This is a genomic window from Nonomuraea sp. ZG12 (assembly GCF_052068115.1).
Classification (GTDB): Bacteria; Actinomycetota; Actinomycetes; order Streptosporangiales; family Streptosporangiaceae; genus Nonomuraea.
The window spans coordinates 346,986-358,854 of the sequence record NZ_JBQHCW010000005.1; the positions used below are offsets into that span (position 1 = coordinate 346,986).

Annotated in this window: 14 protein-coding genes and 1 pseudogene; 8 read left to right on the forward strand and 7 right to left on the reverse strand. The window is 69.2% G+C overall.

Annotated elements, in window-relative coordinates:
* Positions 1 to 15: 15 nt before the first annotated feature.
* The 3 genes from ACTMTF_RS18235 to ACTMTF_RS18245 all read left to right on the forward strand — a co-directional run bounded on the left by ACTMTF_RS18235 (position 16) and on the right by ACTMTF_RS18245 (position 3,097).
* Positions 16 to 720 (forward strand): TetR/AcrR family transcriptional regulator, encoded by a 705-nt coding sequence (locus tag ACTMTF_RS18235; protein ID WP_441111747.1) that lies wholly within the window; start codon positions 16 to 18, stop codon positions 718 to 720.
* Positions 721 to 722: 2 nt separating this feature from the next.
* Positions 723 to 1,766, forward strand: a complete 1,044-nt coding sequence (locus ACTMTF_RS18240; RefSeq protein WP_441111748.1) for a VOC family protein — start codon at positions 723 to 725, stop codon at positions 1,764 to 1,766.
* Between the two features lie 95 nt (positions 1,767 to 1,861).
* A complete protein-coding gene (locus ACTMTF_RS18245; protein ID WP_441111749.1) occupies positions 1,862 to 3,097 on the forward strand; it encodes a hypothetical protein in 1,236 nt (411 codons plus the stop codon).
* Here the strand turns inward: ACTMTF_RS18245 and ACTMTF_RS18250 are convergent.
* On the reverse strand, positions 3,091 to 3,810 hold the full coding sequence (locus ACTMTF_RS18250; protein WP_441111750.1) for a hypothetical protein: 720 nt from the start codon (positions 3,808 to 3,810) through the stop codon (positions 3,091 to 3,093). The genes ACTMTF_RS18245 and ACTMTF_RS18250 overlap by 7 nt on opposite strands.
* Entirely contained in the window at positions 3,797 to 5,002 is a 1,206-nt protein-coding gene (locus ACTMTF_RS18255) for a hypothetical protein (RefSeq protein WP_441111751.1), read from the reverse strand. Before ACTMTF_RS18255 ends, ACTMTF_RS18250 begins: the two co-directional genes overlap by 14 nt.
* Before the next feature lie 230 nt (positions 5,003 to 5,232).
* Between ACTMTF_RS18255 and ACTMTF_RS18260 the strand changes: the two genes are divergently transcribed.
* Positions 5,233 to 5,808, forward strand: coding sequence for a hemerythrin domain-containing protein (locus ACTMTF_RS18260; RefSeq protein WP_397007575.1), 576 nt, complete (start codon positions 5,233 to 5,235; stop codon positions 5,806 to 5,808).
* 18 nt (positions 5,809 to 5,826) lie between these two features.
* A pseudogene (locus ACTMTF_RS18265) lies at positions 5,827 to 6,003 on the forward strand (DUF4383 domain-containing protein); the annotation flags it as partial.
* A gap of 63 nt (positions 6,004 to 6,066) precedes the next feature.
* Here the strand turns inward: ACTMTF_RS18265 and ACTMTF_RS18270 are convergent.
* A complete protein-coding gene (locus ACTMTF_RS18270) occupies positions 6,067 to 6,318 on the reverse strand; it encodes a hypothetical protein (RefSeq protein WP_441111823.1) in 252 nt (83 codons plus the stop codon).
* Between the two features lie 560 nt (positions 6,319 to 6,878).
* Here ACTMTF_RS18270 and ACTMTF_RS18275 point away from each other — a divergent pair.
* Positions 6,879 to 7,433, forward strand: coding sequence for a hypothetical protein (locus tag ACTMTF_RS18275; RefSeq protein ID WP_441111752.1), 555 nt, complete (start codon positions 6,879 to 6,881; stop codon positions 7,431 to 7,433).
* Positions 7,434 to 7,440: 7 nt separating this feature from the next.
* On the opposite strand, the gene ACTMTF_RS18280 is transcribed toward ACTMTF_RS18275, so the two are convergent.
* Positions 7,441 to 7,881, reverse strand: a complete 441-nt coding sequence (locus ACTMTF_RS18280) for a hypothetical protein (protein WP_441111753.1) — start codon at positions 7,879 to 7,881, stop codon at positions 7,441 to 7,443.
* 150 nt (positions 7,882 to 8,031) lie between these two features.
* Entirely contained in the window at positions 8,032 to 9,057 is a 1,026-nt protein-coding gene (locus ACTMTF_RS18285) for an NADP-dependent oxidoreductase (protein ID WP_441111754.1), read from the reverse strand.
* A gap of 99 nt (positions 9,058 to 9,156) precedes the next feature.
* On the opposite strand from ACTMTF_RS18285, the gene ACTMTF_RS18290 reads away from it, so the two are divergent.
* Both ACTMTF_RS18290 and ACTMTF_RS18295 read left to right on the forward strand, forming a co-directional pair.
* A complete protein-coding gene (locus ACTMTF_RS18290) occupies positions 9,157 to 9,657 on the forward strand; it encodes a TetR/AcrR family transcriptional regulator (RefSeq protein WP_441111755.1) in 501 nt (166 codons plus the stop codon).
* A gap of 104 nt (positions 9,658 to 9,761) precedes the next feature.
* Complete coding sequence (locus ACTMTF_RS18295) at positions 9,762 to 10,445, forward strand: GAP family protein (RefSeq protein WP_441111756.1); 684 nt, start codon at positions 9,762 to 9,764, stop codon at positions 10,443 to 10,445.
* A gap of 9 nt (positions 10,446 to 10,454) precedes the next feature.
* Here the strand turns inward: ACTMTF_RS18295 and ACTMTF_RS18300 are convergent, their stop codons facing one another.
* Together ACTMTF_RS18300 and ACTMTF_RS18305 are read right to left on the reverse strand one after the other, a co-directional pair.
* A complete protein-coding gene (locus ACTMTF_RS18300) occupies positions 10,455 to 11,210 on the reverse strand; it encodes an SDR family NAD(P)-dependent oxidoreductase (protein ID WP_441111757.1) in 756 nt (251 codons plus the stop codon).
* A gap of 77 nt (positions 11,211 to 11,287) precedes the next feature.
* Positions 11,288 to 11,866 carry a TetR/AcrR family transcriptional regulator gene (locus tag ACTMTF_RS18305; RefSeq protein ID WP_441111758.1) on the reverse strand — a complete coding sequence of 193 codons (579 nt, stop codon included), beginning with the start codon at positions 11,864 to 11,866 and terminating at the stop codon, positions 11,288 to 11,290.
* Between the last annotated feature and the right edge of the window lie 3 nt (positions 11,867 to 11,869).

Genomic DNA, 11,869 nt, shown 5'->3' on the forward strand with positions numbered 1-11,869 from the left:
GTCACTGGAGGCTCCATGCTCGATGCCGACCGGGTCGCCCGCGCCGACCGGATTCTCGACACCGCCAAGGACCTGCTGCTGCGCTGGGGCTATCGGCGGGTGTCCATCGACGAGATCGCCAAGCGGGCCGGGGTCGGCAAGGGCACCGTCTACCTGCACTGGCGCTCCCGCGAGCAGCTCTTCTTCGCCGTCGGCGCGCGAGAGGCCGTCGAGATGATCGAGGCGGTCACCATGGCGATGCGCGACGATCCCGCCGAGGTCGCCCTGCACCGCTACATGCGCCGCTTCTTCGTCGAGGCGATGCGGCGGCCGGTGCTGCGCGCCATCTTCACCCGGGACGCGGAGACGCTCGGCGCCTTCCTGTCCAGCCCCGCCCGCGGGCCTCTGGAGGGCGCCAAGCTGATGGCCTCGCGCGACTACCTCGCCGTGCTCGCGGAGTACGGCCTGCTCCGGGAGGATCTGCGCCCCGAGGACCTCGACTATCCGCTGCCGACGATCGTCTTCGGCTTCTTCGGCATCGAGCCTCTCCTGCCCCCGCACCTTGACCTTGACCTGGAGGCCAAGGCCGACCATCTGGCCGACACCCTGCGGCGGGTCTTCGGCCCCGCCGCCACGCCGTCCGCGACCGCGTACACCGCTGCCGCGAGCCGGGCCATCAGCGTCTTCGACCAGCTCGGCCGCGACTTCCGGGACGCCGCCTACGCCGCACCCGAAAGGTGATCATGCTGCATCACATCGGCCATCTCGTGCACGACATGAGCGAGGCGATCGAGCGCTACCGCCGCCTCGGCTTCCTGCTCCCGGCTCCCGCCTATCCCGTCATGCCGCCCTCCCCCGGGGCCGCGCCGGAGCCGTTCGGGCTGGCCAACACGCACGCGTACTTCCCGCGCGACTTCATCGAGCTGGTCACCGTCGCGGGCGGGAGCCGGATGCCCGACGACGCCCGGCCGATCCCGCTGAACGTGCCCGATGACAGGCTGCCCGCGATCGTCGAGGCCGTCCGCGCCACCGCCGCCACGCTCACCGCGAGCCTCCGGCGCTTCCAGGGCGTGCACATTCTCATGTTCGACGCACCCGACCTCGACGCCGCCGTCGTGCGCATCGACGCCGGCGGGGTGCGCCATGGCGGGGTCCACGCGGTGCGGCGCCCCATCGAGACGGCCGACGGGACCCGCATGGAGCCCGTCCGCTACCTGGAGTTCGGCACCGAGGGCCGCGTACCCGAGGGCAGGGTCGGCCTCGCGGAGAACCCGCAGCCCGAGGGCAGGGTCGGCCTCGCCGAGAACCCGCAGCCCGAGGGCAGGGTCGGCCTCGCCGAGAACCCGCAGCCCGAAGACAGGGCCGGCCTCGCCGAGAACCCGCAGCCCGAGGCGCTGGACGGGCCGCGGCACGCCGATCACCCCAACGGCGCGGTCGGGCTGGCCGGGTGCCTGCTGTGCGTGGCCGACGCGGACCTGGCCGAGACCGAGAAACGCTACGCCGCCTATCTCGGGCGGTCCGCGCGGCAGGACGGTCCCGCCCGCACGTTCGACGGGGCCGGGATCACGTTGGCGCCCGCCTCGGCGCTCGCCGGCCTCCTGCCGGGCGAGCGTCCCCCGGGCATCCCCGGATTCGCCGCCTACACGGTGACCGTCCGCGACCTGCCCGCCGCCGAGCGGATGCTCCGCGGCAACGGCGTCCCGCTCGGCCGGAGCGCCTCCGGCGACCCCTTCGTGCCCTCGGCCGAGGCCCTCGGCGTCGCGATCATCCTCCGCCAGGCCGATTAACCCGATTAACCAGCAAATTTGACCATTTCTGGTAAGGATGATCCTCCACGGGAGGGACGGGGGAATCGCCCCTCCACTTCGCGAAGGGGACAACCATGCCGACGAAGTTACGACTCATCGCGGGCGCCGCCACCCTGGCGGTGGCGGCCACAGGGGTGGGGATTCTCCTGCCCATGGCACCGGCCTCGGCCACCCGGGTGGACGCCACCTGCGCCAACACCCTCGATGACGCCAAGACCCTGCAGACCGCGATCGACTCCTCCCAGGAGGGGGACGAGATCGTCATCAAGGGGACCTGCCTCATCAACCAGACGATCAGCCTGCTCGACCGCCGTACCTACCGGGGCGACGCCAAGGCCGGCACCGTGCTCAAGCAGGCCGACGGCACCAACCTGCCCGCCGTGCTCGCCTCGGCGGGATGGCTGGAGAACACCGAGTTCAGCGGCGACACCGTACGCATCGAGCGGCTGACCATCGACGGCAACCGCGACCACAACACCGGCACCGCCGGCCTGCTGCTGCGGTCCTGGAACACCAGGGTCCACGACATCGACGTCTACGGCGCTCCGGGCGACGGCATCCGCATCAGCAACCCGTCCCAGAACGGCACCCCGCTGCGGAACACGATGGTCAACAGCATCATCAGCGACGTCTACATCGCCGGCGCCGTCGAAGCCGGGATCCGGGTGATCGACCCGGGCAACTCCGTCACCGACTGGACCCTGCAGCGCTCGTGGATCGGCTTCAGCGGCACCCACGCCATCCAGACGGACAACGCGGCCGGCTGGACGATGAGCGACCTGCACCTGTACGCGACGCCGAAGCACGCCATCGACGCCCACCGCTGCTTCGGCACCTCCATCCACAACAACTACATCGAGGACTTCGGCGCCGAGGGCACGGCGGGGCAGACGTACTACGGCATCCGCTGCGACCTGCAGGGCGAGGCGGCCACCACGATCACGGCCAACCGGATCCACAAGTTCCTGCCGCCGCCGAACCAGCTCGCCGCGATCACCAAGGCGCGTAAGCAGGGAGCGGCACCGCCCGAGCGCAAGCCCCGCCTCGGCGGCGACGACGGGCCGCTGCCCGCCGACGTCGACTTCGTCTACCTGGCCCTGGACGCCGTCAACTACGGGATCGGGCACGCGGCGGTGTCCGGCAACACCATCCTGGGCCACGGCACCAAGCGCGAGATCGGCATGCTGTTCGACAAGGGCGCCGACAGCGAAGGCGAGTCGATGTCCGTCGCCTCCAGCGGCAACCTGGTCGACCAGGTCGGCGACCGGCGCAAGACCGGCCGGGGCGTGAAGCTGAACCGGGGTTACTGACCTGCCCCGGTGTCCACCTCGGCGGCTCTGGCCTGGCGCGAGCCCAGGTACGCGCCACGCCGCAGCCGCCGCAGCCACTCGGGCTGACGCAGCGACGGGTGGTCGTTCAGCACCGGATCGAAGGCCACGTCCGTCTCCGGCAGCGGCGCGCGGACCCGCAGCGTCGCCACCCGCACCGCACGCCTGTCCTTCTGTACGGCGTGCAGGTGGAACTGCAGCGGCCCCCGGTCGAGCGCGACCGCCAGCAGCCGAGGGTTCGCGGGCACCGACATGCCCTCGGGCCAGGCCATGAACCAGACGGGGCCCGTACCGCTGTCATAGGGAACGAGCGTGGAGTACGGCCCGGCGGTGAAGCCGGTCCTGGGCCGGAGCAGCCACGGCACCCGGCCGCAGGTGGACAGCAGCAGGTCGAGCGGGCCCGGCAGGCGGACGGCCAGCCCGAGCACGTCCGGCAGGCTGCCCGGCAGCGAGCCGCCCTTGGACAGCCGGGCGAGCACCTCGTGCTCGCCCGGCGTGTCCAGCACCAGCACGCCGAGCGCCGCGCCTCCCGTGACCCGGAGCGTGGCCGCCACCATCAGGCCGCGAGGATGCAGCGCGCGGCCGTGCCGCAGGCGCGCCACGAGCCGGGCCGGCCCTTCGGCGGCGCGCTCCGCCCGGGCGGGAACGGCGTGGCCGGGTCGCGGCCGCGCCGTCACGCGGTCAGTGGCGGTCAAGTCGCAGGCTGCCGACGGGGTGCGGGCCCTCTGTCTCCAGGCGGTACTCCTCGCCGGACTTGTCGCGGTTCTCCTGCATGACCCGCTCCGACGGGGGCTTCTCGCCGCCCATGATGTCGTTCTGCAACTTCTCGAAGCGCTCGTGGGCGTCCTGCACGTAGCCGGTGCCCAGCGTGGTGACGTCGATCTGGGTGCTGAGCAGCTCGCGGATGTAGCCCTTGTTCGGCTCGAACGTGACCGGCGCGGGCAGCTCGGGCGCCACCACCTGCTGCGGGTCGCGGCCGTCGTGCTTCTTGAACAGCTCCGCCGCCAGCCGCAGGTGCTCCAGCTCCATGTTGAGGTGCAGCTCCCAGATGGCCTTCACCTTGGGGTCGGACTCGGTCTCCATGAACGAGTGGTAGAGGTAGCACTCGTTGTACTCGTGGTTGAGCAGCATCTCCCACCAGCTCTCGCCCGGGTCGACGAGCGACTCGTAGTGGGTGACGTGCTCCTCCTCGATCAGCCCGATCTCCTGGTAGAGCTGGCGGGCGATCGGCTCCATGTAGGTCGGGCCGACGTTCATGTAGAAGTTCATGGTCTGCTGCTCGGCCGACATGATGGTCAGCGCGTGCAGCTTGGAGATCGGCGCCGCGGCGCTCTTGTCGTACGGCTCGCGTACGTTGTCGACCGGATTGCGGTGGTGCAGATAGGTCGGACGGCCGGGCATGATCTCGGTCAGGTTGTCGACGATCTTCTCCGCCTTGCGGTGCTCGATCATCTCGTACAGGTTGGCGTACCTGTAAAGGTGGTCGAAGTCCTCCAGCACACCGAACTGGTAGGCCTGCATGAGATACGGGTCGGGCTCCATCCGGGCGACCCACGCCGTCAGGTCCACCGCGACCTGCTCGTAGGCGATGGTCGTCTCCAGCACCGAGGCGACGCCCGGCAGCAGCCAGTTGACCGCCTTCTGCTGCTGCGCCTCGATGTAGCGGACCTGGGCCAGCTGCTGCTTGACCTCCATGTCGGGGCAGTGCCGCGCCATGTGGTGGCTGAACATGACGGCCTCGACCTCGATGCCGTTCATCGTGATGACGCGGCAGCGGGTGTACGGGTCGGCGTGGTCCGGATCGATCGGCATGACGTTCAGCTCGTGCCAGTTGCGTAGCTGCTTGTCCAGCGGGATGCCCCGCTCCTGCAGTGGATTGAAGGTCATGTCCATGCTCTCCTTGAGCTGCTCGACTGGGGCTCAGCCGCCCTTCTCCCGCCCGCAGCACCCCCTCCGGAGCAACGGACGACCTCGGCGGCGACGTCCGCAAGCGGGCCTACCCGAGGACATGGGGGACAATCTCCGCGCCTCGCCGCCGGACCTCCCGAACTTGGTAAGGCCGTGCGTGACCTGCTGCCCCAGGGGTAGACACCGGCCGTATTCGAGAGGGGATCGACATGACCGACCAGAAGACGGTTCTGGCAGAGACCGACGTCATCGAGCTGCTCCAGGCGCAGCACGGGATGATCAGGGACCTGTTCGACGAGGTCGAGCAGGCGCCCGCGAACCGGCGCGGCGAGGCGTTCACCCGCCTGGTGCGGCTGCTGGCCGTGCACGAGACCGCGGAGGAGGAGATCGTCCACCCGTACGCCCGCGCCAAGCTCGACGGCGGCGAAGGGATCGTCAACGACCGCCTCACCGAGGAGGACCAGGCCAAGCGGCTCCTGCAGCGGATGGACGAGGCCGGCCCGGACGCCCCGGACTTCATGCAGAACCTGCTCGTGCTCCGCGGCGCCGTCGAGGCGCACGCCCGCGCCGAGGAGCGCTACGAGTTCGCCCAGCTCCGCGCCCACACCAGCGACGCCGAGCGCCGGGCCCTGGCCGCCGGGGTCAAGGCCGCCGAGGCCATGGCCCCCACCCACCCGCACCCGGGCACCACGTCGGCGACCAAGAACCTGCTCGTGGGCACGCCGATGGCGATGATGGACCGGGCCCGCGACGTGATCCGTAAAGCGATGGGCAAGCACGACTGACGCCAGGGCCACGGAGGGGTGTTCCTCCTGGTCGGCATCCTGGGCTTCGTCCCCGGTGCCACCACGAACGTCGACGACCTGCGGGTCGCCGGTCACCACTCGGACGCGCTTCTGCTCGGCGTCTTCCAGGTCTCGATCCTGCACAACATCGTGCACCTGCTGTTCGGGGTCGCCGGCATCTGGGCATCCTCCTCACCAGGGGACGCGCCGCGACCACCCGCTGACCCTTTCGAGCGCGGCTGCACCCGGCAGTCGCGCTCACGGCTGCTCCTGCCGTACGGCTCCGTACGGCTCATTCGCCAAGCGGACACAGGCCCGGCAGGCTCGCATGGCCGTCGGCACGAACGGCAGGGACCAGCCGAGGGTCGGCAGCGGGGACACCCGCTCCCCGCACAGGCTGATCCCCCCGTCTGCAGCCACAGCATGCTGCACCGCCTCGCGTTCCAAGCTGGACAACCCCAGCCGATAACCACTGGCGTCCTCGTCCGGCCCGGCCTGCGAGGTGCTCATAGCGCCTTCTCCGCCTCTTCCTGGTCCTTCAACTGCTGCGCGAGTTGCGCGACGTCGTCGGCGTCGAGTGTTTGACAGAGGCCGTGATATATCTCCAGCGAGGTGAGGCGCCGCCCATTCCTGGTCGCCCACATACGCCCCGCTGAGCTACGCCAGATGGACCACCCAGGAAAGGCCGCTTGGAGGTCTTCGAGAATCGCCGGTGTTGACATGTGATCAGCGTGCTTACTTTCACGTGACAACCCCACCGCGTTATCGAGACGTCCAGGACGTTACAGCGTTACGCTGCGAAACGTCCCTCACGTCCTCAGCCGCCGAGGTGTACCGTGACCAACGTCGCTCTACGCCGCGCCATGCTTGACGCGCACGTCACCAGCCGAGACCTGGCGGATCGGTGTGGAGTGGACATCAAGACGGTAGAACGCTGGCTGCAGGATGAGGCTCGAGTTCCGCACCTGCGGCATCGGTGGTCCGCCGCAGAGGCACTAGGAGTTGAGACAGCCGTGTTATGGCCAGACGCTATTCGCAATACGGTGAAAACAGGCCCAGATCGAGAAGTTTTGACCGTTTATCCGTATCGTTCCGCTTGCCCTAAATCCGTTTGGCGTAATCTCATCAGCGCGGCGGGCGGCGAGATCGTATTCGCCGGTTACACGAATTACTTCCTGTGGCTGGAGCACCCCAACCTGGCCAAGGTCCTCAAGCGGAAGGCCCAGCAGGGTTGCAAGATCCGGTTCCTCCTGGGCGACCCGGACAGTGACGTCACCCGCCGTCGCGAGACCGTGGAGAACGTCCCCTTGACGGTTTCCACGCGCATCAGGATCACCCTGTCGGAGATCGAGCACCTACGCGACGTCCCGGGAGTGGAGGCACGGTACGGCGACGAGCACATCGCCATGAGCGTCTTCCGGTTCGACTCGGAGATGCTGGTGACCCCGCACCTGGCCAAGCTCGTCGGACATGACTCACCGATGCTCCACCTACGCCGGCACCAGGCTGATGGCCTGTTCGACCGGTTCGCCTACCACGCCGCCGAGCTGTGGAGCAGTGGCCGGGACGTGTGGGCGGACGAGTCGAAGGAGCCGTCGGAGAACGTGACCTCTCCAGCTGGATAACCCAGTCTCAGCGTCGTGCGGCGGGGATCAGGCGGGACAGGAGCCAGCCGACCGCTCCCGTCGCCGCGCCGACCCCGACGCCGGTCAGCAGGCTGCTGCCGAAGGCGAAGGTGCGCAGGAGTACGGCCTCCGTCGCCGGTGAGAGGGCGCCGGCCAGGTTGCCACCGAGGCTGGGCTGGTTGTCGCCGAAGGACGCCGACCACAGCACCTGGTGGGTGAGGCCGAGCAGGACGCCGTAGGCGGTGCCGATGGCCAGCAGGGTCAGGAACGGGTTCGGGACGCGTTTCCGCAGCACGACCGCCAGCCAGACGGCGATCGGCAGGAAGACCAGCAGGGCGTTGACCGCTGGGCCGACCAGTCTCAGATCGTGCGCGATCACTCTGGGGACGCCGAGTGCGGCAAGGCCCAGGATGGCGATCGGCGACAGGCCGAGGGCTTTGGATCTCATGGGACGGGGTCCTTCGCGTGTCGGGGTCCTGCCCGACGTTAGGTTCGAGGTCGGCGGCCTGTCGTCCGCCTTGTGTCCCATTCGTGCCATGCGCCCGTACAGCCCGGGTTGCGGTGGGTGTCAACACACAGACGTACGAGGCCGGCGGCGTCAGGCCGTGCCGCCCACTGCGACGACGACTTTGCCTTTCGCGCGGCGGGTTTCGACTCGGGCGAACGCATCTGCCGCGTGCTCGAAGTCATAGGTGCTGTCGAGCATGATCTCCATGTCACCGGAGTCGATGAGAGCACTGAGCTCTTTCAGATCCTCACTGCTGGGCCGCATCGAAAGGAAGCGATAGGTGAATCCTCCTTTCCGTGCACGGCGTCGTTTCCCGAACGTGGCGACCCACAGAGCTGTTTCGAGGGTTGCGGCGCGCAGGGGACTCATCACATAGTCGTGTCGGATCGAGCCAGGAGTCGGCGTCGAGGCCACCGAGACCAGACGCCCGCCGGCAGACACCAACGTCATGAGAGCGTCGGTTTGCGCGCCGCCGACAAGATCGAACACCTTGTCGAACCGGCCCAGGCTCTCGTCCACCGGACGCGATCTGTAGTCGACCACCTCGTCGGCGCCCAGACGGCGCAGCAGCGATTCGCTGGCGGCGGATGCGGTGGTGACGATGCGCGCACCCACGCGTGCGGCCAGCTGAATGGCGAACATGCCCACGACGCCGGATCCCCCTGTGATGAGCAGGCGGTCACCGGGCCGCACCGACAAGGCGTCCCGAACTCCCTGAAGAGCGGTCGTGCCGGCCAGCGGAATGGCCGCCGCCGAGGTGAAGTCGACCGAGCGAGGCATGGGTGCCACGAGACTCGCGTCGATGGCGACCCGCTCCGCGAGTGCGCCCAGGCGGGCCTTGTCGGTGCGCCCGATGACGGCGTCGCCGATGGCGACAGACTCCACCTTCGATCCCACTGCGGTGACGACCCCGGCGAACTCATTTCCCGGTACGAAGGGAAAGCGCGGAGGATTGGCGAGCCGGAAGGTGCCCGACCGCTGCAGGATGTCGATCGGGTTCAGCCCTGCCGCACGAACATCCACGATCACGTCGCCGGCCTCGGCGAGCGGTTCGGCCCTCTCAGCCAGTGAGAGCACCTCTGGGCCACCGAATCGTGCCACCTCGTACGCCCGCATACAGGCCCCCTAGAATGTGGACAATGCTTACATTGCCGAGCCATCGGGATGTTATCAGTGCACACATCGCCGTATCATCACGGAGATCTTCGGAACGCCTTGCTGCGCAGCGCCCGCGACCTTCTGAAGCGTTCGGGCGAGGCCAACCTCTCGCTGCGCTCCGTCGCCCGTGACGCCGGCGTGTCGTCGGCAGCTCCGTACCGCCACTTCGCCGACAAGGACGAACTGCTGGCCGCACTGGCCGCCCTGGGATATCGCGAACTCACCGATCGCTTCGCATCGATACCGGCCACGGACGGCGCTCTCACCGAGCTGATCGAGAGCTTCCTGACCTTCGCCGAGTCAGAGCCCCACCTGTTCCGCCTGATGTTCAGCCACCCCAGCACGCGCGAGGACGCGGAACCCGCACGCGCCGGCCGCGCGGCGCTCGAAGCCGTCGTACGCCAGCTGCCCGACTTCTCGGAGGAAGCCCTCATCGCGGCATGGGCCTTCGCTCACGGCCTGGCCGCCCTCATCGTGCACAACCAGATCAGCCCGGGCGAGGACCGCAGGAAGTACGTCGCGGCCATCATCAAGGCGGCCGCGAAAGCCTCCTCCTGACGACGCCTCAGCTAGCTCTTTCATGGGGATATCAGCACAAGGATGTACGCGGCTTCGGCCCTCGGCAGGATGTGCGGAACGCCCCGGGCCTGGAGGATCGGCTCATGACCGCCGGCCTCCTGATCGCGCTCGCCGCTCTGGCCCTCGTCGACAGCACGAGCTTCGGGACCCTGGGCATTCCCGTCTTCCTCCTGCTGGCCGCTGGACGGGGGCAGACGTCGCGGCTGCTGATCTATCTGGCGACCGTGGCAGGGTTCTACTTTCTCGTGGGCGTCGGGCTCATGCTGGGTTTGTCCACACTTGTGGATAACTTCGGGGATGTCCTCTACAGCCAGGCGGCGTACTGGGTGCAGCTCGGGTTAGGGGTCGGGCTGTTCGCGTTGAGTTACCGGTTCGACCCGAAGCGGCGCGAGAAGCTCGGCAAGCCCGAGCGGCGCTTCGAGCCCCGGGTGGGCGGGCCCGGGGTGATGATGCTGCTGGGGCTGACCGCCGGGCTGCTGGAGGTTGCCACCATGGTGCCGTACCTGGCGGCGATCGGCATGATGACGAGCTCGGACCTGGCGCCCGGTCAGTGGGTGCCGCTGCTGGGGGCGTACGTGCTGGTGATGGTGCTGCCTCCGCTGGTGCTGCTCGCTCTGCGCGGCGTGGCCCGTGGGTGGCTGGAGCCGAGGCTGGAGCGGTTGCGGGCCTGGATGGTCAAGAACTCGGCGTCGATGGTCAGCTGGACGCTGGCCATCGTCGGGATTTGGCTGGCTCTGGACGCGGCCTCACACCTGTTCTCCCGCTGACGGCGTCGGTCAGGCGGTGGCTCCGCCGTCGATGACCAGGTCGTGGCCGGCGACGAAGGACGCCTCGGCGCAGGCGAGCCAGAGCACCGCCGCGGCGATCTCCCCCGGGTCGCCGACGCGGCCGAGCGGGATCTGCGGCACGATCCGGGCGTCACGGTCGGCCCTGGTCTCGCCGGGCCGGTAGGACATGGCGGTGTCACTGGCGCCGGGGCTGACGGCGTTGACGCGGATGCCGTCGCCGGCGTACTCGCGGGCGGCGGCGCGGCTGAGGACGCTGACCCCGGCCTTGGAGGTGGCGTAGGCGGCCAGGCCGTCCAGGCGGCGGTGCGCGCCGATGTTGGACGCCATGTTGACGATCGCGCCGCCACCGTGCTCCTTCATGTACGCGATCTCGTACTTCATCGACAGGAACACCCCCGTGAGGTTGACCTCCAGCACGGCCGACCAAGAGGCGGGGTCGAGGTCGGCCACCGGGGCGAAGTCACCGATGATGCCGGCGTTGTTGAAGGCCGCGTGCAGGCCGCCGTGCCGCTGGACGGTGGTGTCGACCATGCGGGCGCTGTCCTCGGGGCTGGTCACGTCGGCGGTGACCCAGTCGGCACGGCCTCCCTCGGCCTGGATGTGCTTGACGGCGTCGGCGAGCCTCGCCGGGTCACGGCCGGCGAGGACGACGGTGGCGCCCTCGGCCGCGAACGCCTGCGCCGTGGTCCGGGCGATGGCTCCGGCGCCGCCGGTGATGAGGACGACCTTGTCGGCGAATCGCATGGGTGAGCATCCTTTGCATATCGAGAACGATCGGTCTTGAATAAAGGCATGAGAGAACCCCCGCCTTACGGGCGGGGTCAGTCGAGCAGGGTGAGCGCCTGCGCGGCGGCGTCGCGCAGGCGGGGGCCGCCGCCCGCGGTCCGGCCGAGCACGCGCATGCCCTGCAGCAGCACCAGCAGCAGCCGGGCGATCGCCCGCGGATCCTTGGAGTCGGCCAGCTCACCCTGCGCGCGGGCGCGCACCAGGGCGGAGGTGAACGCCGTCTCCAGATGGCTCCAGCTCGACTCGACGAACCGGGCCGCCGCCGGGTCGTGCGGCGCCAGCTCCACCGCGGTGTTGACCACCATGCAGCCACGCCTGTCGTCGCCGGCGGACTGCTCGGCGTAGGACCGCACCAGCGCGCGCAGTGCCGGCAGCACCGGGCCCGGCTGGGCCAGGGTGGCCACGACGCCGGGGTCCGTCGTCTCCAGATAGCGCTCCAGCGCCTTCAGGTAGAGCTCGTGCTTGCCGCCGAACGTGGCGTAGATGCTGGCCCTGGCGACGCCCAGCCGCGCCACCAGGTCCGCCATCGAGGTCGCCTCGTAACCGCGCTCCCAGAACAGCTCCAGAGCCCGCTGGAGCGCGACCTCAGGATCGAACTCCTTGGTTCTCGCCATGCC